Annotated in this window: 19 protein-coding genes and 1 other RNA gene; 15 read left to right on the plus strand and 5 right to left on the minus strand. The window is 60.1% G+C overall.

Annotated features, from left to right (window positions below; all coding sequences use genetic code 11):
- The first annotated feature begins 197 nt into the window (after positions 1-197).
- On the plus strand, positions 198-602 hold the full coding sequence (ndk, locus tag ACKUTP_RS06840) for a nucleoside-diphosphate kinase (protein WP_035138006.1): 405 nt from the start codon (positions 198-200) through the stop codon (positions 600-602).
- A gap of 151 nt (positions 603-753) precedes the next feature.
- Here the strand turns inward: ndk and rpiB are convergent, their stop codons facing one another.
- Positions 754-1221 (minus strand): ribose 5-phosphate isomerase B, encoded by a 468-nt coding sequence (gene rpiB / locus ACKUTP_RS06845; protein WP_035138007.1) that lies wholly within the window; start codon positions 1219-1221, stop codon positions 754-756.
- Between the two features lie 272 nt (positions 1222-1493).
- Here rpiB and ACKUTP_RS06850 point away from each other — a divergent pair, with 272 nt between their 5' ends.
- A complete protein-coding gene (locus ACKUTP_RS06850) occupies positions 1494-2813 on the plus strand; it encodes a serine dehydratase subunit alpha family protein (protein WP_409063902.1) in 1320 nt (439 codons plus the stop codon).
- 189 nt (positions 2814-3002) lie between these two features.
- Here the strand turns inward: ACKUTP_RS06850 and ACKUTP_RS06855 are convergent, their stop codons facing one another.
- Positions 3003-3761 (minus strand): HAD family hydrolase, encoded by a 759-nt coding sequence (locus ACKUTP_RS06855; protein WP_409063903.1) that lies wholly within the window; start codon positions 3759-3761, stop codon positions 3003-3005.
- A 315-nt stretch (positions 3762-4076) separates the two neighbouring features.
- Here ACKUTP_RS06855 and rpsA point away from each other — a divergent pair, with 315 nt between their 5' ends.
- The 3 genes from rpsA to ACKUTP_RS06870 all read left to right on the plus strand — a co-directional run bounded on the left by rpsA (position 4077) and on the right by ACKUTP_RS06870 (position 6800).
- Positions 4077-5243: a 30S ribosomal protein S1 gene (gene rpsA / locus ACKUTP_RS06860; RefSeq protein WP_022095232.1), complete on the plus strand. Its 1167-nt coding sequence runs from the start codon at positions 4077-4079 to the stop codon at positions 5241-5243.
- Positions 5244-5570: 327 nt separating this feature from the next.
- Positions 5571-5932, plus strand: an RNA gene (gene rnpB / locus ACKUTP_RS06865) — RNase P RNA component class A.
- A gap of 229 nt (positions 5933-6161) precedes the next feature.
- Complete coding sequence (locus ACKUTP_RS06870; RefSeq protein WP_409063904.1) at positions 6162-6800, plus strand: YigZ family protein; 639 nt, start codon at positions 6162-6164, stop codon at positions 6798-6800.
- 67 nt (positions 6801-6867) lie between these two features.
- On the opposite strand, the gene ACKUTP_RS06875 is transcribed toward ACKUTP_RS06870, so the two are convergent.
- On the minus strand, positions 6868-7314 hold the full coding sequence (locus tag ACKUTP_RS06875; protein ID WP_409063905.1) for a C-GCAxxG-C-C family protein: 447 nt from the start codon (positions 7312-7314) through the stop codon (positions 6868-6870).
- Positions 7315-7544: 230 nt separating this feature from the next.
- Here ACKUTP_RS06875 and ACKUTP_RS06880 point away from each other — a divergent pair, with 230 nt between their 5' ends.
- The 4 genes from ACKUTP_RS06880 (at position 7545) to ACKUTP_RS06895 (ending at position 11476) form a co-directional block, all read left to right on the plus strand.
- Complete coding sequence (locus tag ACKUTP_RS06880; protein WP_250787382.1) at positions 7545-8828, plus strand: O-acetylhomoserine aminocarboxypropyltransferase/cysteine synthase family protein; 1284 nt, start codon at positions 7545-7547, stop codon at positions 8826-8828.
- 143 nt (positions 8829-8971) lie between these two features.
- Positions 8972-10276 carry an MFS transporter gene (locus ACKUTP_RS06885; RefSeq protein WP_409063906.1) on the plus strand — a complete coding sequence of 435 codons (1305 nt, stop codon included), beginning with the start codon at positions 8972-8974 and terminating at the stop codon, positions 10274-10276.
- 157 nt (positions 10277-10433) lie between these two features.
- Positions 10434-11012, plus strand: coding sequence for a xanthine phosphoribosyltransferase (locus ACKUTP_RS06890; RefSeq protein WP_055286127.1), 579 nt, complete (start codon positions 10434-10436; stop codon positions 11010-11012).
- A gap of 83 nt (positions 11013-11095) precedes the next feature.
- Positions 11096-11476 carry a peptide chain release factor family protein gene (locus ACKUTP_RS06895; RefSeq protein WP_409063907.1) on the plus strand — a complete coding sequence of 127 codons (381 nt, stop codon included), beginning with the start codon at positions 11096-11098 and terminating at the stop codon, positions 11474-11476.
- A gap of 87 nt (positions 11477-11563) precedes the next feature.
- Here ACKUTP_RS06895 and ACKUTP_RS06900 read toward each other — a convergent pair whose 3' ends face one another.
- Positions 11564-12526 (minus strand): diacylglycerol/lipid kinase family protein, encoded by a 963-nt coding sequence (locus tag ACKUTP_RS06900; RefSeq protein WP_409063908.1) that lies wholly within the window; start codon positions 12524-12526, stop codon positions 11564-11566.
- Between the two features lie 87 nt (positions 12527-12613).
- A complete protein-coding gene (locus ACKUTP_RS06905) occupies positions 12614-14035 on the minus strand; it encodes a chloride channel protein (RefSeq protein ID WP_409063909.1) in 1422 nt (473 codons plus the stop codon).
- A gap of 210 nt (positions 14036-14245) precedes the next feature.
- Between ACKUTP_RS06905 and glp the strand changes: the two genes are divergently transcribed.
- The 6 genes from glp to ACKUTP_RS06935 all read left to right on the plus strand — a co-directional run bounded on the left by glp (position 14246) and on the right by ACKUTP_RS06935 (position 21375).
- Positions 14246-15508 (plus strand): gephyrin-like molybdotransferase Glp, encoded by a 1263-nt coding sequence (gene glp, locus ACKUTP_RS06910; RefSeq protein ID WP_409063910.1) that lies wholly within the window; start codon positions 14246-14248, stop codon positions 15506-15508.
- Between the two features lie 10 nt (positions 15509-15518).
- On the plus strand, positions 15519-15998 hold the full coding sequence (locus ACKUTP_RS06915; protein ID WP_250787388.1) for a molybdenum cofactor biosynthesis protein B: 480 nt from the start codon (positions 15519-15521) through the stop codon (positions 15996-15998).
- A 203-nt stretch (positions 15999-16201) separates the two neighbouring features.
- Complete coding sequence (modA, locus tag ACKUTP_RS06920) at positions 16202-17077, plus strand: molybdate ABC transporter substrate-binding protein (protein WP_409063911.1); 876 nt, start codon at positions 16202-16204, stop codon at positions 17075-17077.
- Between the two features lie 68 nt (positions 17078-17145).
- Entirely contained in the window at positions 17146-18588 is a 1443-nt protein-coding gene (gene modB / locus ACKUTP_RS06925; RefSeq protein ID WP_409063912.1) for a molybdate ABC transporter permease subunit, read from the plus strand.
- A gap of 3 nt (positions 18589-18591) precedes the next feature.
- Positions 18592-19662: a sulfate/molybdate ABC transporter ATP-binding protein gene (locus ACKUTP_RS06930; RefSeq protein ID WP_409063913.1), complete on the plus strand. Its 1071-nt coding sequence runs from the start codon at positions 18592-18594 to the stop codon at positions 19660-19662.
- A gap of 429 nt (positions 19663-20091) precedes the next feature.
- Positions 20092-21375 (plus strand): double-cubane-cluster-containing anaerobic reductase, encoded by a 1284-nt coding sequence (locus tag ACKUTP_RS06935; protein ID WP_409063914.1) that lies wholly within the window; start codon positions 20092-20094, stop codon positions 21373-21375.
- The last annotated feature ends 98 nt before the right edge of the window (positions 21376-21473 follow it).

Consider the following 21473-nt stretch of genomic DNA (forward strand, 5'->3'; position numbering starts at 1 on the left):
GCGGTTGATGGGCGGTCGGATGGTACTCTAATCGGGCTTCGAAACAGAAGTGACACATATGGAACGCTTCAATAAATTGCAACGTTTCAATAAACAGCTTTTTGTTTAACTGCAGCTAAAACTCTGTTACGATGCAGTCCAGGCGGGTGCCGGAATGGGACTTGGGCACGCGCGAACCTACTTGAAAGGCTACTTTTATGGCTATCGAGAAGACCTTCATCATGATTAAGCCCGACGCCGTGCGCGATCGCAAAATCGGCGAGATTGTTGCTCGCATTGAGCGCAGCGGTCTTGTTATCGAGCGCATGGAGATGACCACGCTCGAGCGCGCTACCGTCGAGGAGCACTACGCCCATCTGGCCGACAAGCCCTTCTTTGGCGGTCTCTGCGACTTTATGACGAGCGGTCCGGTCGTCAAGATGGTCGTTTCCGGTCTCTCCGCTGTTGCTAAGATGCGCACCCTCATGGGCGCTACCAACCCGCTTGAGGCTGCTCCTGGTACCATCCGCGGCGACTTTGCCGTCGATGTCAACGCCAACGTGATCCACGGCTCCGACTGCCTGGAGAACGCCGAGATTGAGATCAAGCGCTTCTTTGGCTAAACCAGCTTTGACTCCTTAAAGCTGTTAGCGTGTGGCTTGGGCGCCGCGGAACTCCATCCGCGGCGCCCTTTTATTCCAAAATCTATGCAGGGGCCCGCTCGGTCATGTGTTCCGAGCGGGCCCCTGCTGTTAGCTTGTGGCACTGAATAGTTTAGGCTTCGTCGACGATCTTAAGGCCGCGTGTGTGATCGATCTCGTTGAGGAGGTTAACGCGACGCTCGTGACGACCACCCTCAAACTCGGCGTCGAGCCACTCGTCGACGATCATCTTGGCGAGCTCGGAGCCCACGACACGGGCGCCAAAGGCGAGCACGTTGGTATTGTTGTGCATGCGAGAGAGCTTGGCGCTGAAGGGCTCGGAGCACACAACGGCGCGTACGCCCTCGACCTTGTTGGCAGCCAGGCTAATCCCGACACCGGTGCCACAGATGAGGATGCCCAGGTCGACGTCGCCGTTGGCAACGGCCTTACCCACCTTGTAGCCGGCGATGGGGTAGTCAAAGCTCTCGGAGGTGTCGGTGCCAAAGTTCACGACCTCGCAGCCGCGCTCCTTCAGGTGCTCGGAAATGATGTTCTTGAGCTCGACGGCGGCGTGGTCGTTACCGATACCGATCTTCATGGATGGTTCCTCTCTGGTCTGTGCGGCGCAAATGCTAAAGGTGTTTACCGCGTTCGACTGCATGATAGCGCGACTTTTGCGTAAACGCTCGGGCGTTTTTTGGTCAAACGCTTTAGCATGCAACAAGACCGGCTTCTCGTGAATGAATGTCGTCAGTTTGCGCTTGAGCGCCGTCTGCCGGAACCATGGTTGCGGTTTTTGATGCATTGTTATCAAATAAAAGAACTAATTATTTTCGAGAGCTCAGTCCGTTATACAAGTAGGAGATACCTATGCCTACCGATTCCCTTCGTGATGCCGCGTTTTGCGATGTTTTGAACCGCGAGCTTGTCTGTGCGCTCGGCTGCACCGAGCCCATTGCCGTTGCCTATGCAGCGGCACTGGCGAGCCAGACGCTCGGTTGCGAGCCCGATCATATGGACGTTGCCTGCTCGGGCAACATCATCAAGAACGTTAAGAGCGTGACCGTGCCCAACTCGGGTGGTATGCACGGTATTGAGGCGGCAGCCGTGCTGGGTGCCGTGGGTGGCGACGCTAAGAGCGCTCTCGAGGTGCTCGAGAGCGTTAACGATGAAGACCGTGCACGCGTGGCCGAGCTCCTCGCCGACGCCGGCTACTGCGATGTGTCGCTTGTCGAGGGTGTGCCCAACCTCTACATCAAGGTGACTGCCACGGCCGGGGGCCATACCGCGGTCGTCGAGATTACCGATCATCACACCAATGTCACGTGCCATACGCTCGACGGTATTCCGGTATGCGGCAAGTCGGCGGGGGAGTGTGCCGCCTGCGCCGAGCGTGTGGTGGCCGAGCGGGCGACGGATAAGGCCGACACGCCCATGTCGATTGAGTCCATCATCGACTTTATTGAGGACGGCGACATTGAGGACGCCCGCGCTGCCGTTGAGCGTCAGATTGAGCTGAATGGCGCGATCAGTGCCGAGGGCCTTGCGCACGCTTGGGGCGCCGAGGTGGGCCGCACGCTGCTGGGTGCTCGTGCCGATGACGTCGCCTGCCGTGCCCGTGCCCGTGCGGCCGCCGGGTCCGACGCCCGCATGAACGGCTGCGCGCTGCCGGTCGCCATTGTGTGCGGCTCGGGCAATCAGGGCATTACCTGCGCATTGCCCGTCATGGAGTATGCCGAGTACCTGCGTTGCGACCACGAGCGCCTGGTGCGCGCCGTGATGCTGTCCGATCTTATCGCCGTGCATATCAAGAGCTATATTGGTGCGCTCTCGGCGTTTTGCGGTGCTATTTGCGCCGCGTGCGGCGCCGGCGCTGCGATTACCTGGCTGTGCGGTGGCACGCGCGAGCAGATTGGTGCGACGGTCTCGAACACGCTCGGTAACGTGGGCGGCATCGTGTGCGACGGCGCCAAGGCGAGCTGTGCCGCCAAGATCTCGGCTGCCGTCGATGCGGCGATTCTGGGCCATGATATGGCCATGCAGGGTCGCGGCTTCCGCGCCGGCGAGGGCCTGATCCAAGATACCGTTGAGCAGACAATCGCCAGCATGGGCTACGTGGGCCGTGTGGGTATGAAAGATACCGACGTCGAGATCCTCAACATCATGATCGGCAAAACCCAGGTGTGCTAGTTACGCGGTTTTACCAAACCGCGTAACCAGTCGACGCTGCAAACGCCCCTAAGCGGCAATCTGCCTTTCAATCGTCGGGCATGGCCAGAAGGCCTATGCCCTCCTCTTTCAAGGCACATTGCTCGCTTAGGGGCATTTTCGCTGACTTGTGCTCAACCTGCGGCGATATTTGGTTTGGAGCGAGGGGTCCTACGACAGTTCGTCGGCTACTTGGTGTTCGTAGAAGGCTTCTACTACGGCGTTAAAGTCGCGGGCGAAGTCTTCCATGGTTCCGCGCCAGGTGGCTCGGCCGGGTTTTCCCTGGCCAACATAGGCAGTTTGAATGCCGCAGGCGGGACTGGGGAAGTCGCGCTTGGGATCGTTGCCCACCATAAGGACCTCGTGCGGCTCGAGCCCCATCACCTGAAGCTGCTCTAGATAGTAGGTGGCATCGGGCTTGCAGCGGGTGGTGTTTCCCATGTGCGTGACGAGCTCAAAGGGGGCGTCGGCCAGGTCGCCCCAACCCATGCGGCACTCGATGGCCCCCTGCGGAAAGCTGGGGTTGGTAAAGAGCGCGCAACGTAGCCCTGCATCCTGTACGGCCTGAAGCGCGGCGTGTGCGCCCGGCATGGCGTGGGCGTTGATGACATCGTCGTTCTTGTACGGAAGAACTTCGCGGTCGTAGTAGGTAAACGCCTCGTAGATGAGTGGGTCCGAGAGGCAAATGCCGCACCGGCGCCCAACCTCTTCTTGGTAGAACTCAAGATTGGTGCGATTATCCGTGCCGCTTCGGCGATTGGCGTTGAGGTCGACCAAGATAGTGCCGAGGCGTGCCATCGTGCCACCGTGGCTGCGGCGACCGATATCCGCGAGCATCGACGAGACATCCTTAAAATAGCGAAGGATGAACGCGTTGAGGTTGATGCTGAGAAGCGTTTCGTCCATATCGAAAACGACTGCTTTGAGCACGCGGGCACCTTTCTCGATAAATCGTTCCAGAATCGTTGGCTCCGGATACTTTACCCCAAAGCCAAATGCCTGGCTGGTTATCGTCAAGTTGTGGAGACGTGTGTTCATAAGATTACGAAAAAGTCTCCACACGAGTAAAAAATCGCAGTTCACGCTTGAAATCGAACTCATTTCCCCGTAACCTATACGAACGTGATTGCATAAGCGTCACATTAGTATCTGTCGGCTCCCGAGTGTTCCTAAACGTTGTGTGCTTGTCGCACCCTTCTGTAGGTCCTAGCAATCGGGGCCCCGTAGTTCGAAAGGGGTCCACCTTTGAGTGAGATTCAGAACTCGTCCATTTTCTCTCTTGACGATGTCAATGAGGAGGAGATGAACAACCTCATCGACGGTACGATTACCGACTTTGATGAGGGCGATCTCGTTAACGGCACTGTCGTTAAGATCGAGCATGACGAGGTGCTCGTTGACATCGGATTCAAGTCCGAGGGCGTTATCCCGGTCCGCGAGCTGTCCATCCGCAAGGACGCTAACCCTGCAGACATCGTTGCACTCGGTGATCCCATCGAGGCTCTGGTTCTCCAGAAGGAGGACAAGGACGGTCGTCTGGTCCTGTCCAAGAAGCGTGCCGAGTACGAGCGTGCTTGGAACCGCATCGAGGAGAAGTTCAACTCCGGCGAGAACGTCGAGGGCGAGGTTATCGAGGTTGTCAAGGGCGGCCTGATCCTCGACATCGGCCTGCGTGGCTTCCTGCCCGCTTCCCTCGTCGACCTCCGTCGTGTCAAGGACCTCACCTCCTACATGGGCACCCGCATCGAGGCTCGCGTCATCGAGATGGACCGCAACCGCAACAACGTCGTCCTCTCCCGTCGCGTCGTGCTCGAGGAGTCCCGTAAGGCCGAGCGCTCCGAGATTCTGTCCAAGCTCAAGTCTGGCATGCGTCTCCAGGGCACCGTTTCCTCCATCGTCGACTTCGGCGCCTTCGTCGACCTCGGCGGTATCGACGGCCTCATCCACATCTCCGAGCTCTCCTGGAACCACGTCAACCATCCTTCTGAGGTTGTCAAGGTCGGCCAGGAGGTCGAGGTCGAGGTTCTCGACGTCGATCTCAACCGCGAGCGCATCTCCCTTGGTCTCAAGCAGACCACCGAGGATCCGTGGCGCGCATTGGTCAAGAAGTACCCTGTCGGCGCTATCGTCGAGGGCACTGTGACCAAGCTTGTCCCGTTCGGCGCTTTCGTCGACCTGGGCGAGGGCATCGAGGGTCTGGTGCACATCTCCGAGATGGCCAACAAGCACGTCGACCAGCCTTCTCAGGTCACCCACGTGGGCGACAAGGTTCAGGTCAAGGTCATGGAGATCGACCTCGACCGTCGTCGTATCTCCCTGTCCATGAAGTCCGCTGCTGAGACTCTGGGCGTCGAGATCGAGGTTACCCCGCTTCCTTCCGAAAAGAAGGACGAGGAGACCGACGCCGAGTAAATCGGTTTGACGATCACTTGTTTTAAGGGATCCGTCCGTAATGGACGGGTCCCTTTTTGCATTTGGTGCCGAGATACGCGATGCTGCCCATGCTGTACACAGGCTATTTGGTTGTCGGTGCATGAAAAAATGCCGACATCCCGCCTCGGGGAGGAGGCGGGAACGCACCGAGTAGACGGAGGGGTGCGGAGCGCGGTCGCGTCTCGACTGACGACGTTGCCCATCGACAACCCTATTGTACTGCATGGCGTGGTTCTTGGTTTATCGTGTCGAGCGCTTGTGTTGTGCCATTGCCTGTGGTGACGGTGTGCTACACTCTTGCACTGCTGAGTGGGCCAGACGGTTGCGCGATGTGCTGCTTGCAGTACGCGTGAGGAAAGTCCGGGCTCCAGAGGGCGGGATGCCGGCTAACGGCCGGGCGGAGTGATCCGACGGAAAGCGCCGCAGAAAAGAAGACTCCCACCTGCGCCGCAAGGCGTAAAGGGAAAAGCTGAAACGGTGGTGTAAGAGACCACCAGCGTCGTGGCAACACGGCGGCTTGGCAAGCCCCATCCGGAGCAAGCGCGAGTAGGAACGCTATGGGCCGGCCCGGTCCGCGTTCGGGTAGCGTGCGTGGAGCTGCATGGTAACGTGCAGACAAGATAAATGACCGTTCACGACAGAACCCGGCTTATAGGCCCACTTGGCAACTATGTTGACGCTGCGAACCCGTCAGCGCGGCAATCTGCCTTTCAAGCCTTCGGGCATGACCATAAGGTCAATGCCCTCGTCTTTCAAGGCACCTTGCTCGCGCTGACGGGTTTTCGCTGTTGGTGACGGTATCATTGGCGTTTCCGTTCTTGTTGGCGAGGGCAACAGTGCTGTCTTTGCCGTATTATTGAGGCTGTTTGTTGCTGCGCTTTATTCTGTTGAGGGACTTTGTTGGACAGCTATTTAACTCTGCAATCGAATATTGAGGTTTCGGGCGAGTTTGTGGACCGTAAGAGCCGGTTTATTGCCCAGCTGGTCCATATTGAGTCCGAGGATGAGGCGAATGCCTTTATCGAGATGGTTCGCAAGCGTCATTACGACGCTCGACACAATGTTCCCGCGTGGATTTTGGTCGATGGGCGCGAGCGCCAGAGCGATGATGGTGAGCCGAGCCGCACGAGCGGCATGCCGACGCTCGAGGTGCTGCGCGGTGCGGGGCTCAAAAATGTTTGCTGCGTGGTGACGCGCTATTTTGGTGGCACGCTGTTGGGGCCTGGTGGCTTGGTACGCGCCTATACCGCGGCGACGCAGGCGGCGGTGGCCGCGGCTCAGGAGGCAGGGCAGATCGTTGAGATGACAAGCGTCGTGCCGGTTGACGTGCATGTGGCCTATCCGCAGTATGAGCAGGTGCTTCGTTTGGCGCAGGATTCGGGTGCCAAGGTTTCGGATACCGATTTCGCGGATGCCGTGACACTTCATTTTGTGTTTAAGGCAGGGGAGCAGGAGTCGTTTTGCGTTAAGATGCGCGAGCTTATGGCGGGGCGCGAGGAGATCGAGGTCGGCGCTCCCGAGTTTGCCGAGTTCTAACGACGACGGCCGGCGTTCTTTTGGATGGATCCCAAACGCGCCGGCCGTCGTTTTATGTTGCTGCCGTTTACTCGGCGAGCTGCTTTAGCACATCGCAGGCGATCTCGACGGCATCGTCGATGCAGCCGGGGCAGCTGCGGAGCGGACCTTTATCCGATCCGATGCCCTTGAGCGTGCCGCAGACGGTCGTCGTGTTCTTCTCGCCAAATCGCTTGGCAATCTCGCGCGACAGCTTGTAGGTCTGGCCTTTGGTCTTGGGGTTCTCCATGCCGTTGCTCATTACAAAGCCCATGATGGCAACAGCGCCCGAGATGGCGCCGCAGGTCTCGGTCATGCCACCCATGCCGGCGCCAAAGCCCTCGGTGAGGGTAAAGGCGGTCTGGGGGTCGAGCCCGGCGGCAGGTGCGAGCGTGCAGGCAACGGCCTGTGCGCAGTTAAAGCCGCGGGCGTGGTATTCGGCAGCCTGAGCCTGGCAGGCGGCGGTGTCGAGCTGGGTGGTATCGATCTGCTTCATCGTTGTCTCCTTGGTCACGGTGTACCCGCCTATGGTACCCGTGACGGGGCATGTAATCATCGAGAGCTTCATGTATGCCTCATTTTTATCTATCGAGCAAATGCCCAAGGCTTGAGATAAATACCCCTAATCAATTTGTCCCATAACCTACCTTGGGGATGGGTTGAGAGGGGTGCAGGGTAGCGGTATCGTGAACCGAATAAAACGTAACCCAGGTAAGGGAGCTAGATATGAGCGAGCAGACTATCGGTACTACATGTGTTCAGGGCGGCTATCACCCGGGAGATGCGGAGCCGCGCCAGGTGCCCATCTACCAGTCCACCACGTGGAAGTACGACACGTCGGAGCACATGGGCAAGCTGTTTGACCTGGAGGAGTCTGGCTACTTCTACAGCCGTCTGCAGAACCCCACGTGCGATTTGGTTGCCGCCAAGATCTGCGAGATGGAGGGCGGCACCGCAGCGATGCTCACGAGTTCGGGCATGGCTGCGAACTTCCTCGCGATCTTTAACGTTGCCGGTGCCGGCGATCACGTGGTCGCAAGCTCTGCCATTTACGGCGGTACGTATAACCTGCTCGCCCACACCATGGGCCGCATGGGCGTGACCTGCACGTTCGTCGCCCCCGACTGCACCGATGAGGAGCTCGAGGCAGCCTTCCAGCCCAACACAAAGCTCGTCTTTGGCGAGACGATCGCAAACCCCGCCCTTGCCGTGCTCGATATTGAGCGCTTTGCCAAGGCCGCACATGACCACGGTGTGCCGTTGATGGTCGACAACACCTTCCCGACGCCCGTGATGTGCCGTCCCTTTGAGTGGGGCGCCGACATCGTTACGCACTCCACCACCAAGTACATGGATGGACATGCTGCCTACCTGGGCGGCGTGATCGTCGACCACGGCCAGTTTGACTGGATGGCCCATGCGGACAAGTTCCCGGGTCTCACCACGCCTGACGAGAGCTACCATGGCGTGACCTATGCCGAGAAGTTCGGTCGCGAGGGCGCCTTCATTACCAAGGCCACCGCGCAGCTCATGCGCGATCTTGGCCCCATGCAGAACCCGCAGGCGGCGTTCTTCTTGAACAGCTCGCTCGAGAGCCTGCATGTGCGCATGCCGCGTCATTGCGAGAACGGCCTGGCCGTTGCCAAGTTCCTGCAGAGCCATCCCAAGGTGCGCTTCGTGAGCTATCCGGGCCTGGAGGGCGACAAGTACTATGACCTCGCTCAGAAGTACATGCCAAACGGTACCTGCGGCGTTGTGAGCTTTGGCTTTAATGGTGGTCGCGCGGCGGCCGAGACCTTTATGAAGAGCCTCAAGCTCGCCCAGATCGCCACGCACGTGGCCGACGCCCGCACTTGTTGCCTGCATCCCGCTAATGCCACACATCGTCAGATGAACGATGAGGAGCTCATCGCCTGTGGCATCTCCGCCGACATGGTACGCCTGTCGTGTGGCCTCGAGGACACGGCCGACTTGATTGCCGACCTTGAGCAGGCACTCGAGCAGTGCTAGGCTAGCGTTCGCATAAGGCGCCGATGCTGGCAGAAAGCTTCGGCGACCTTTCGTTCCGATTCCGTAGGCGGGACCCCAATCGCGGCTGTTTGCAGGCGATCGGGGCCCCGTTTTTTTGCGTTAGGCCACTCGAAAGGATGGATATGGAGAAAACTGCAGAGCAGTTGCGCCGCGAGCACATTGCTCTAGAGGGTGACACCCATGGCAAGAACAAATGGGCGATTCTGTTTACCGTGCTCATCATGACGTTTATGGTGTGTCTGGATTCGACCGTCGTTACCGTGGCGCTGCCCGTGATGCAAAAGGAGCTGGGCGTGGGCCTCGATCGCATTCAGCTGGTAAGCTCGGTGTATCTGCTTGCGACATGCGTGGCTATGTTGCCGTTTGGCCGTCTGGGCGACGTGCGCGGCAAGGTGAATGTGTTCCAGCTGGGCGTCATCGTCTTTTCGGTCGGTTCGCTGCTGTGCGGCCTTTCGGCCTCGCTTGAGGTTCTTATCCTGGCACGCATTGTTCAGGGCATCGGTTGCGCGGCGGCCATGGCTAACAACATGGGTATCATCACCGAGTCGTTTCCGGCGCGCGAACGAGGCCGTGCCATGGGTATTCTCGCGACCTTTGTGGCCCTCGGCATGATGTGTGGCCCCGTGCTCGGCGGCATGCTGGTGGCAAGCTTTCCCTGGGAGAGCATCTTCCTCATCAACCTGCCCATTGGCGTGATCTCGTTTATCGTGGGACTCTACACGCTGCCGCATGTTAGGCCAGAGGCCGGCGAACGTCCCATGCCCCTTGCCGAGGCCGCTCGTCGCTGCTTTGCAAATTCGGCCTTCACCATCAACCTTGCCTGCATGCTCATCGTGTTCGTTGGCATTGGCGCATCCGAGTTTATTCTGCCGTTCTATTTTCAGGACGCCCACGGCTTTGGTTCTGACATTTCCGGATTGCTCTTTTTGGCGCTGCCAATGGTGAATGCCTTTATCGGCCCGCTTTCGGGAACGGTTTCGGACCGTGTTGGCTGCGAGGGTCCCACGGCGGTCGGCCTGGGCGTGTATGTGTGCGGTCTCTTTGCAGTAAGCACGCTCGACGAGCACTCCTCTATCCCTGTGATCGTGTGCTGCGTCGCATTTATGTCGTGCGGTACGTCGATTTTCCAGAGCCCCAACAACTCGCTGTACATGGGCTCGGCTCCGCGCGAGGCACTTGGCTTTGCGGGTAGTCTGGGTAGCCTGGCGCGTTATGCGGGTATGGCACTCGGCATTACGGTGGCGTCGAATATCCTGTATGGACAGATGAGCGTGGCGATGGGCGAGGCCGTGACCAGTTTTGTTGCAGGACGTCCGGATGTGTTCCTGTTTGGTTTCCGTTCGGTGTTCTATGTGTTGATGGCTGTGGCCGCTGTGGGCTTTGCGCTTGCCATGGTGCGTTTGGTGAAGATGCGCGCCCGCCATTAGCGTGTTGGGAGGCTGTCTGCCACGATTCGCGCCGTCCCAAAAAGACTGGTTTGTGGTGCGATGCGGCTTGTGGGACGGGCGGGGGTCGGTCCGTGGTAGACTATCGAACAACGTTTATTAATCGCGCGGTATCGTTGCCGCGAGAAGGGGTTGCGCCATGCAGGAGCTTGAGGATCGTATTCGCCATGACGGCATCGTAAAGGCCGGTAACGTCCTTAAGGTTGATGCCTTCCTCAACCACCAATGCGACGTTGAGCTGTTCGACCACATGGGCGCCGAGTGGGCCCGTCTGTTCGAGGGTGTCGAGATCAACAAGATCCTGACGATTGAGGCTTCGGGCATTGGCATGGCTTGCATCGCGGCTCAGCATTTTGGCGGCGTGCCGGTGGTCTTTGCCAAGAAGGCGCAGTCCATCAACCTCGACGGCGAGCAGTATGCCACGACCATCTACTCCTTTACCAAGCAGAAGGAGTACCCGGTCATTGTGGGTAAGCGCTTCCTGTCCGAGGGCGACAAGGTCCTGATCATCGACGACTTCCTGGCCAACGGCTGCGCGCTTGAGGGCCTTATTAAGATCTGCGAGGCTGCGGGCGCCGAAGTTGCCGGCATTGGCATCGCCGTTGAGAAGGGCTTCCAGGGCGGCGGCGATAAGCTCCGTAAGCGCGGCTTCCGCGTTGAGAGCCTGGCACGTATCGCCGATATGGACTGCGAGAACGGCGAGATCACCTTCGCCTAAGCGCGCAACACAAGCGATTGGTATGCGATGTGACAAAGGGACTGTCCCTTTGTCACATTTTTTGTATGAGGGGAGGTGTTGATATGGACGAGAACAAGATGGGATGGCGCGAGTATGCGCGCTATGCCGAGATGTCGGCCGAGGAGTTGGCGCGCGATTGCGAGGTACAGGTGTTTCGCGCGACTGGTCCGGGCGGACAAGGCGTCAACACGACGGACTCGGCGGTGCGCATGAAACATATCCCTTCGGGAATTACCGTGACGGCGCGCGAGAGCCGCAGCCAGTTCCTAAACCGTAGCAGCTGCCTACGTAAACTGCGCGCTGAGCTTGAGCGTCGCGGGCGTCCGCCGCGCCGCCGCGTCAAGACCAAAGTGCCACAGCGATCGCGCCAGCGCAGGCTCAACGACAAACACTTCAATGCGATTAAAAAGGCCAACCGTCGCAAGCTGGGCGGGGAGGAATGATCTTATCAATAAGTTGCGGTGAAATAGGGACTGTTTTGCGGCTTTAGCTACATAAACAGTCCCTATTTCACCGCAACTTAGGTGGGGTTAGCGGGTGGGATGCCAGACGTGGAGGACGCCGGCAAGGATGTCGACCTCGATGCGCGAGGCGACAACGGGCTCGCCGTCGGCCTGGATGGGGTAGTCGGGCTCCTCAAAGGTGAGCTCGACATGGCGGCAGCGGCGCATGCGAACCGGCGGCAACTTGGTATGGTGGCCGTCCTTGGCCGAAAGAAACATAGGCAGGGCAACCGCACGCGGAACGGGGCCGCAGGCGTAGCAGACGTCGAGTACGCCGTCGCAGGGGTCGGCATCGGGGCAGATGCGATAGCCCGAGCCATAGGTAGGACCCAGCTGGATGGCCATGATGATCGCCCGCACGCGCTCGGCGGGCGCGCCATCAAAGCTGATGGTCATGGGGTAGTTGCGATAGCGCAGGCCAAACTGCTCAAGTCCCGATAGGGTGTAGAGCGGAGCGCCGGCGAGGCCCGTCTTTTTGCGCAGCTCGGTGGTGCCCAGGCCGATGGCGGCATCGATGCCGACCGAGAGCGTCTGGTCGTAGTACTCAACGGTAGCCTCGCCGCTGCCGCTCGCAGGGCTCCACGAGCGAATGCGCCCGATGTCCTGACGCTGCAGCTCGCAGGTGAGCAGCGCGCCAAAATCCTTACCGGAGAAATCGTCGATGCCGAGCGTTTGGGCAAAATCGTTGCCAGAGCCCACGGGTAGGATGGCAAGAGCGGGGCGGGTGTCCTCCTCTTGCGTCATAAGCCCGTTGACGACCTCGTGAATCACGCCGTCGCCGCCAAGGGCGATAACGGTGCGATAGCCCTGGGCCTGTGTGGCCAGCTCCTTGGCGTGTCCCATGCGCTCGGTTAGCACCAAGTCAAACTGGGATGCGCGTGCAGTCATGTCCAAAAAGCGTTGCAGGCGCTCGGCAACTTCGTGCGCCGCACCCGACTGGGCGGCTGGGTTGGCGATGATGAGCGTGCGGCCAAAATCAGTTGCGTGCATGGGGCGACTCCCGGCGTATGACGTGACGGTGCGGTCGCGCTCAGGTCGAATTGCCCCCGATTGTGGCTGCACGTCGAATACTTACGTCTACTCTATCAGGTCGTTGTGGCGCTCGATAGCATCCGCTACCGTACCGCCCTCATCCACAATAAGCGAACGGCGCTTGGGCGAGATGATGCGCTGGGCGGGGTACACGCCGCGGTGTCCGGCAGTTAGGTAGCTGATAAAGGCCACGATGACAAAGAACCCGGCTGCCGTGCCGTGGAACAGGTCGATGGCCATCATGCAGGTGGTGATGGGCACGTTGAGGCCGGCACAGAACACGCCGAGCATGCCGAGAGCCGCCAGAAAACTGGGGTCGATTCCGACGAGGCAACCGATCCAGCCGCCGAGCGCCGCACCGATGCCAAACAGGGGCGTGACCTCGCCGCCTTGGAAGCCCGCACCCAGGGTAAGCGCTGTGACGACCAACTTGATGGCTGCGTCTGCCAGGGTGGTGTTGCCGGCAAATCCGGCGCCGGAAAGCCACGTGGAAAGGCCGGCGTAGTCCCAGGCGTCGAGAAGGGCATAGGCGGCCAAAACCACGAGTGCGCCTATGAGTGCGCGAACGAGGTAATTGGTGATAAAGCGACCGTACAGGCTCTTGACGGTTCGAACTGACCAGGCAAAGAGGCGTGCCGTCAGACCGAAGATAATGGCGCTGATAACAACGATGACAACCGTCCGTGGTGTCATGTTGGGAACGCTGGCGATAACATTCGCCTCGTACTCGGTACTCAGGGCGAGTGATGTAAAGTAGCCGGTAAACGAGGCGACCAGGCAGTAGATGCCCGCGGTGTAGTCGATCTTGCCGATAAAGCACATCTCCATGCCAAAGAAAGCTCCGGCAAGGGGCGAACCGAACACGGCGCCAAAGGCCGACGAGATGCCGGCGAGCATGAGGTCGTGGTGGTCATGCTTTTTGAGGTGGGCGAGGCTCGAGATGTTGCTGGCGATGGTGCCGCCAATCTGCACCGCAGCTCCCTCGCGACCGGCCGATCCGCCCGTTAGGTGCGTGAGCGTGGAGCAGACGAAGGTGAGGACGGCCATGCGCATATGGATGAGGCGGGTGCCCAGAGCGGAGTCGATGACCAGGTTGTTACCGCGTTTGGCGGCGAGACCGTGGTTTTTGTACACCCATGCGGTGGCAACGCCCACAACGGGAAGCAAGGCGTAGACCCACACATGGTGCTCGCGATAGTCGGTCGCGATATTCAACGAGGCCAAAAACGCCCAAGCGGCAACGCCCATGGCGAGCGAGACGATGACGACGAGTGCGAGCAACTTGGCGCTCGCGAGTAGGTTGCGGGCGTTGCGGCGCGTGTCGGCAGCCAAGAGATGCTCAGAGCGGGTGAGCTGATGCCTGCCTGCCGCGATGACGTCGTTCAGGGAGAAAAAACCGCCTTCGTCGAGCGGCTGGGAATGATCCTGCGCTTCGTTTGCGCTTTCGGGTTTGTCGTTATGAGCCATACGTTCCTCTTTTAGGTTGCAACGCAAGCATTATAAAACGCGGTAAACGCGACGAGCCGGTGGGTTGGTTTCCATTCTGTTTCGCGGCCTGCAACCGACAGGTGTATTTGCGGGTACAGGCCGAGTCGCGGTCGTGCGTCGGGGGATTATACTGAGACAAGCATAAAGAATCGGCGCCCCTGTTGTGCGCCGTGGCATTAAGAGGTGCATATGGCAGAGAAACTCATTCCGCTGGAGGACGCGCAGTCGATTGTTCTGTCGCACGTTGCTCCGACCGATCTCGTCGAGATTCCCGTGTGGCAGGCCGCCGGTCTTCCCTTGGCCGAGGACGCGGTGGCCGATATCGACATCTCGCCGTTTGCCAACAGCGCTATGGACGGATATGCCGTGCGCTCGGCGGACTTGGCGCAGGCGTCTGGCGAGGCGCCGGTGACGCTCGACGTTATCGGACACGAGGCTGCGGGACATGTGTTTGAGGGCGCTATCGGCGCGGGCGAGGCGGTCCGCATTATGACAGGCGCGCCGGTGCCCGAAGGTGCCGACGCCGTGGTGAAATACGAGATCGTCGATGTGCTCGACGGTGACGGCAACGAGGGCTCGCGTGCGAGGTTCTCGGCGCCGGCCAAGGTGGGGGAGAATGTTCGTTCTGCCGCCGAGGAGGCCCATGCCGGCGATGTTGTGATGCACGCCGGCGAGGTCGTGGCTCCGGCGGGCGCGGGCCTGCTGGCAAGCGCCGGATACGCGAGCGTGAAGGTGCACGCTGCCCCACGTGTGGGCATTATCTCGCTGGGCACGGAACTGGTCGCACCGAGTAAGGTGCCGGCGCGCGGCCAGATTCGCGATTCCAACTCCTCGGCGCTGATGGCCGAGGCGCTCGATGCCGGTGCCGAGCCCGTGTTCTACGGCATTGCACCCGATGATGAGCAGACGATTGCCGAGCTGGTGCATCGCGCCGTGCAGGAGTGCGATTTTGTCATTACGAGCGGCGGTGCCTCGGCGGGCGACTACGACTATGTGACGGCGCTGGTCCAGCGCGAGGGCGAGGTGCTGTTCGACCGCATCTCGATGCGTCCGGGCAAGGCCATCACGTTTGGCCTGCTTGGAGGCAAGCCGTATTTGGGGCTTTCGGGCAATCCCGCGGCGGCGTATGTGGGCTTTGAGATGCTCGCGCGCCCGGCGATTCGCAAGATGCGCGGCTTTGCCGAGGGCGTGCGCCCCGTGCAGCAGGCGACGCTCACACATGGCGTGAAAAAGCGACAGCATCGCCGCTTCTTCGATCGCGCCACGGTTTTGCGCGACCCCGAGACCGGTGAGCTGTTGGTGACCGAGGCCAAGACGCAGAATTCGGCGCTGCTCGGCACGATGCAGCGGGCCAATTGCCTGCTGCGCATTGACGAAGGACCGTGCGAGCTCAAGGCGGGCGACGTCGTGGGTGTCGTGCGTGTCGACCTGCCCGAGGGCACGGTGTTGTAGGAGGAAGACTATGGAGTTGAAGATTTCGATCGTGACGTGCTCGGATACGCGCGATCTTGCTCAGGACGAGGCTGGAGCCGCACTCGAGGAACTTATCAAGGCGCAGGGCTGGACGGTCGTCTCGCATGTGGTCGTGCGCGACGACGCCAGCGAGATCGGTGATGCCATTGTGGAAGCTGCCGATGAGTGCCACGCCAATGTCGTGCTCACCTGTGGCGGCACGGGACTTTCGATGCGCGACGTGACGCCCGAGGCGACGCGTGCCGTCTGCGACCGCGATGTGCCGGGTATTGCAGAGGCAATCCGTGCGTACTCCATGACCAAGACGCGCCGCGCTATGCTCTCGCGCGCTATTTGCATGCAACGAGGTCATACGCTTGTCGTAAACTTTCCCGGTTCTACGAAGGCCGCCCGCGAAAGCTGGGAGGCCATAGCAGACCAGCTGGAGCATGCGGCTCAGATGACAGCGGGCGGCGGACATACCAACTAAGCGGTTTACCTGCGGCGGGGCGACCTGAACGGCTGCTCCGCCTTTGTTTTCCGCCGAAGCGACGCCGAGGTGCACGGCAACTCGAAACTATATTCTCTGGCGAGAATAATTTCTCACTATCATTATTCTCGCGTAAGTATAATCTAGTAACAGAATAAAGCCTGCGGCGGGGTGCCCGGGCATAGCGTTCGAAAGGGTTGAATATGTTCGATATGGTTTCACGCCGCGGTTTTGTCTCGCTTTCTGCTGCCGCTGCCGCCGGCCTTGGCCTTGCCGGCTGCTCGGGCAACAAGACGTCCGAGCCCGCTGGCTCCGATGTCGGCTCCGCCAAGTCTTCCTCTAAGAAGAAGGCTGTCGAGCTGCAGGTCTTTGCCGCCAACTCGCTCGAGAAGGCCCTGCCCGAGGTTCAGGGGCTCTACACCGAGCAGACCGGCACTACGTTTGCCGACACGCAGTTTAAGGCGTCTGGCGACCTTGTCGAGCAGATGCGCGCCGGTGCCGCCGTCGACGTGCTCATCACGGCCTCCAAGGGCACCATGGACGACGCCGTGGCCGCCGAGCTCGTCGATACCGATACCCGCGAGGACATGTTCGTCAACGACCTCGTGATCATTCGTGCCGAGGGCTCCGACACCAAGGTCGAGGCCATCGCCGACGTCGCGAATCTGGACGGCAAGATCGCCATTGGCGACGCCAAGACCGTTCCCGCCGGCAAGTACGCCAACCAGGCGCTGGCTTCTGTGGGCCTTTATACCGGCACCGAGGGCGACGACGGCGAGTATGCGCCCGAGATCGCCGACAAGGTGGCCCTGGCCGACAAAGTTGGTACCGCCGCCGCCTATGTGTCCACGGGCGACTGCGTGGCTGGCTTTGTCTACAGTTCCGATATCTTCCGCTACGACGGCATCGAGGAGGCCTTCGTGTGCCCCGAGGATTCGCACAAGCCCATCGTGTATCCGGGCGCTGTTGCCGATGGCTCCGAACATGCCGACGAGGCCAAGGCGTTTATCGACTTCTGCCTGTCCAACAAGAAGGCGCAGAAGATTTGGGCGAAGTACGGCTTTGAGCTTTCCGCGTAGTGCGGCTTGGCGCGATAATTCCATCGTTTTGTGTTTTACTCCGTCCTTGTATTCGCTTGGAGCTTTTCGTGCTTAATAGATTCCGCATGCTTATCGCCTGTGCTTTGACCTTCGCGCTTTGCTGGGTGCCGGGATTTGCATTTGCTGGGGACGCTGAGGACGGGGCCCAGAACGCTGCGACCGCTCATGGGCTTTCCTATGGGATTGAGGGTTTTGAGCGGTTGGCCAAGGGGACCGCTCGTGCCATGGAGGGCCAGCCTGAGGGCTACCGGTTTCCCGTTGACGAGGACGTGGACCTTGTAGTGGCGCCTGCTGCCGACCGCGTTGTTGTGTGGATATCGCCCAAGGCGGTCGAGAAGTATGGATTGGATCCGCAGGACAACGAGTGCGTATCGGGTCTCAAGGCCCTCGTCTGTGAGCTCGACAGCGCAAACTGCATGGGAGGTGCGCAGCTAGGGGACGTGGATCTTCCTTGGTATGTCACGGCGGAAACAACGTTTGATGCCGGCGGGTATACCTATGGCTTTGACGAACGCGGTGCGGATGGGGACCGCTATGTGGTGATTGCATCAGCCTCGGGTGATGCCAAGGGCGGCGCGCGTTGGCTTGATAGCGCTCAAATGGTAGAAGCATCGTCTGTCGTGTTACGGGATGAGCAGGGGCCCTTGACCTCTCTGGCCTCCTTATTGGGCGACATCGACTACCGCCCGTTTTGGGTGTCCATTAAAACGAGCGGCCTTGCCCTGCTGATCTCCCTTGCGCTGGGCCTGTTCGCCGCGTGGAAGACTATGGGTACCCCGAGTCGCATCAAGGGCTTGCTCGACTCGGTCTTTACCATCCCCATGGTGTTGCCGCCTACGGTGTGCGGCTTTTTGCTGCTTATGCTATTTGGTCGATCGACCAATGTTGGCCAGTGGCTTATCGCGCACGGCGTCTCGATCGTCTTTACGTGGCCGGCGGCGGTGATCTCTGCTGTGGTGGTGTCGTTCCCGCTCGTCTACCGTACGGCACTCGGCGCCTTCGAGAGCCTCGACACGCAGATGCTCGATGCGGCGCGAACCCTGGGATGGTCCGAGCGTCGCATCTTTACCAAGCTTATGATGCCCCTTGGGTGGCCCTCAATCGCAGCGGGCACGGTGCTCGCCTTTGCCCGCGCGATGGGCGAGTTTGGCTGCACCCTGTTCTTTGCGGGCAACTACGCCGGTATTACGCAGACCATTCCCATCGCCATCTACTTTGAGTGGATGGGCGGCAATACGTCGGTGGCCCTCTTTTGGGTCGTGGTCGTAATTGCGTTCAGCTTCCTGGTCATCCTATTCATCAACATGTACACGGCGCATTCGCAAAAGTATCGCGAGCGGGGCCTTTCCCGTGCGGAGCGCAAGCAGGCCAAAGATCTCGCCGGACAGGGCGATTCGCTCGACCCGGCGGGCGGCGATGCCTTGCGTATCGATCGCGAGGCGTTGGTCGAGCTCATGCGCGATGATGCGGCGCCGCAGGGAGGTCGATAAGCTATGTCGCTCGTTCTGGATATTAAGAAACGTTATCCCGGGTTTGTGCTCGACATGCGGCTTGAGGCCGACGAGGAGCGCGTGGCGCTGCTGGGCGCCTCGGGTTGCGGCAAGAGCTGTACGCTGCGCTGCATTGCCGGTGTGGAGATGCCTGACGAGGGCAAGATCATCGTCAACGGCGTGACCTTTTTTGACTCGGCCGCGGGCATCAACCTGTCGCCCCAGGAGCGAAAATGCGCCCTGCTGTTCCAAAACTATCAGCTGTTTCCCAATATGACGGTGGCCGATAACGTATGTGCCGGCGTAAAGGACGCGGGCGACGCCGCGGCGCGCAAAAAACTTGCCGAGCGCTACCTGGGCATCTTTGGCTTGGCCGATTTCGCCGACCGCTATCCCGCGCGCCTCTCGGGCGGCCAGCAGCAGCGCGTGGCGCTCGCGCGCATGGTGGCGGCACACCCGGGCATCTTTATGTTCGACGAGCCCATGAGCGCGCTCGATTCCTATCTTAAGAGCGCCCTCGAACAGAACATGCTCGACCTGTTCGATGTATGCAACCGCACCGTGCTCTACGTGAGTCACGACATCGACGAAGCGTGCCGCCTGTGCCAGCGCATCTGCGTGATGCACGACGGGCATGTTGAGGAGATCGGCTCCGTCGAGGACGTGGTCCGCCGTCCGCAGACGCTGGCGGCGCTGCGCCTGACGGGCTGCAAGAATACGAGCCGCGCGCGCAAGATCGGCGACGAAGAAGTCGAGGCCCTTGACTGGGGCATGACCTTTAACGTGGGTCGCGAGGTTCCCGATAATGTGGCGTACCTCGGTATTCGTGCGAGCTACTTCCATGTGGACAACCGTGCCGAGCGGGGTCGCAACAGCTATGACCTGCATGTGGCCCGTGTGAGCGATTCGCGCTTTGAGCGGCTGGTGCTGCTGGACGTGCCGCGCGCTGATGCGCCCACGCGTCTGCAGTGGAAGGTCAACAAGGTGAACGTATCTGCCGACGGGCTGCCGCAAGCAGGCGAGACGCTGCGCATGCATTTTGATGCCAGCAGGATCCATTTGGTTTGTCGATAGCGCCGGGTAATGCCGTCGGGGATATAAGCCTCGGCGGCTTTGTCTTGCCGCTCGCTGAATGAAGGATGACAAACTCTTATCAATTAAGATAATTATTTATTAAACGACGGCACACGACGCTGTCGTACGCATGTCGGCGGTGTTCGTCTGGACGACAACCGTTGATATAGTTGACCTTAACTTGTAAAGGAGGGTGCGCACATGCCGCAGACGACATATATTCGCCGCGTTGCCGCGCGTGCCCTGTATATGGCTCGGAGCCGCATATGAGCAGGTATGTTCACGGCTCCGGGAGAGACGACGCACAACTAAATAACCGTCCGCAAGGCAGGTTCCCTAAAATTCCGGGTTTGAGCACGGCCGGGCAATCGCCGTCCGTCGTGCATCGATACCGCCGTTATCCGTTTTTGGTTCGAGAGGGGAACCGTCATGGCTGAAGAATTCGATTTCCATCCGATGTGGGAGAGTCTCGGCATGAATCTTGCCGACCACGACATGCTGCTGGGCGCCGTGGGCCAGATGTACGGCGATATGTTCCTGACGCAGAACAATCGCCCCAAGTCCACGTCCTATCTGGATTTTGTGGCCACCAACATCCATAGCGGCCGCATTAAGGAGATGCTCGACAAGAAGGAGGCCGGCGAGGCCACCAAGATCGTGGGCTCGTTCTGCGTGTACGTGCCCGAGGAGATCGTGCTTGCCTGTGACGGCATTCCCGTTGGCCTGTGCTCGGGTGCCGACTGGGCAACCGATAAGGTCGAGGAGCACCTGCCGCGCAACACCTGTCCGCTTATCAAGAGCTTTGCCGGCTTTAAGCTGGGCGAGGTCTGCCCCTACATCGAGTCGAGCGACCTGGTGGTAGGCGAGAACACCTGCGATGGCAAGAAGAAGGCCTACGAGTTCTTTGCCACGCAAAAGAATATGTACGTCATGGATATTCCCAACGTGCACGACGAGTCGACGCTCGTGACCTGGAAGGCCGAGGTCAAGAAGCTCGCCGCCAAGATCGAGGAAGAGTGCGGCGTCAAGATTACGCCCGAGCGTCTGAAGGCCGCCATTCACGCCGTCAATGAGAAGCGTCGCGCCCTGCAGCGCCTCGCTGCCACGCGCGCTGCCGACCCGGCGCCCATCAGCGGTCTCGACAGCCTGCTGACCGTTCAGGCCGCCTTTATGGACGACACGCCGCGTCTGACCGGCGCCATCAACGAGATGGCGACTGAGTGCGAGCAGCGCGTTGGGGCCGGCGAGGGTGTGGCGCCCAAGGGCACCAAGCGCATCCTGTACACCGGTACGCCCATGGCCGTGCCCAACTGGAAGCTGTTCAACCTTATCGAGAAGGCCGGTGGCGTCGTGGTGGGCGAGGAGTCCTGCACGGGCTCGCGCTACTACAAGGACCTGGTCGATGAGTCCGGTGAGACGGTTGACGAGATGCTCGATGCCATCGCCGAGCGCTACTTTAAGATCAACTGTGCTGTCTTTACGCCCAACGACCAGCGTATGAAGGACATTGTCCAGATGGCCAAGGACCTGCATGCTGACGGCATCGTCGACGTGGCCCTGCAGTTCTGCACGCTCTACGAGATGGAGTCGTTTGCCGTGGAGAAGGCCGCCGAGCAGGCCGGCATTCCGTTTATGCACATCACGACCGACTACGCCGGCGAGGACGCCGGTCAGCTCCAGACCCGCATTGAGGCCTTCCTCGAGACGATTTAGCCGCACCTGCGCCAAGCTGTGCCGCCGGGTGTTCCTATCCACGCGATAGGGATTTCTTTGTTGCCATGCCGGTCGGTGTCCGGATGCACCGCAGGGCG

Source organism: Collinsella sp. wc0529, from assembly GCF_046116875.1.
In the GTDB taxonomy this organism is placed as follows: domain Bacteria; phylum Actinomycetota; class Coriobacteriia; order Coriobacteriales; family Coriobacteriaceae; genus Collinsella.

Bases quoted from the DNA above. Each gene is read 5' to 3' on its own strand.
- ACKUTP_RS06895 (WP_409063907.1), top strand. From the start codon at position 11,096: ATGGACGAGAACAAGATGGGATGGCGCGAGTATGCGCGCTATGCCGAG.
- ACKUTP_RS06900 (WP_409063908.1), bottom strand. From the start codon at position 12,526: ATGCACGCAACTGATTTTGGCCGCACGCTCATCATCGCCAACCCAGCC.
- ACKUTP_RS06935 (WP_409063914.1), top strand. From the start codon at position 20,092: ATGGCTGAAGAATTCGATTTCCATCCGATGTGGGAGAGTCTCGGCATG.
- ACKUTP_RS06880 (WP_250787382.1), top strand. From the start codon at position 7,545: ATGAGCGAGCAGACTATCGGTACTACATGTGTTCAGGGCGGCTATCAC.
- glp (WP_409063910.1), top strand. From the start codon at position 14,246: ATGGCAGAGAAACTCATTCCGCTGGAGGACGCGCAGTCGATTGTTCTG.
- ACKUTP_RS06885 (WP_409063906.1), top strand. From the start codon at position 8,972: ATGGAGAAAACTGCAGAGCAGTTGCGCCGCGAGCACATTGCTCTAGAG.
- ACKUTP_RS06905 (WP_409063909.1), bottom strand. From the start codon at position 14,035: ATGGCTCATAACGACAAACCCGAAAGCGCAAACGAAGCGCAGGATCAT.
- modA (WP_409063911.1), top strand. From the start codon at position 16,202: ATGTTCGATATGGTTTCACGCCGCGGTTTTGTCTCGCTTTCTGCTGCC.
- ACKUTP_RS06930 (WP_409063913.1), top strand. From the start codon at position 18,592: ATGTCGCTCGTTCTGGATATTAAGAAACGTTATCCCGGGTTTGTGCTC.
- ACKUTP_RS06850 (WP_409063902.1), top strand. From the start codon at position 1,494: ATGCCTACCGATTCCCTTCGTGATGCCGCGTTTTGCGATGTTTTGAAC.
- rpiB (WP_035138007.1), bottom strand. From the start codon at position 1,221: ATGAAGATCGGTATCGGTAACGACCACGCCGCCGTCGAGCTCAAGAAC.
- ACKUTP_RS06890 (WP_055286127.1), top strand. From the start codon at position 10,434: ATGCAGGAGCTTGAGGATCGTATTCGCCATGACGGCATCGTAAAGGCC.
- ACKUTP_RS06875 (WP_409063905.1), bottom strand. From the start codon at position 7,314: ATGAAGCAGATCGATACCACCCAGCTCGACACCGCCGCCTGCCAGGCT.
- ACKUTP_RS06915 (WP_250787388.1), top strand. From the start codon at position 15,519: ATGGAGTTGAAGATTTCGATCGTGACGTGCTCGGATACGCGCGATCTT.
- ndk (WP_035138006.1), top strand. From the start codon at position 198: ATGGCTATCGAGAAGACCTTCATCATGATTAAGCCCGACGCCGTGCGC.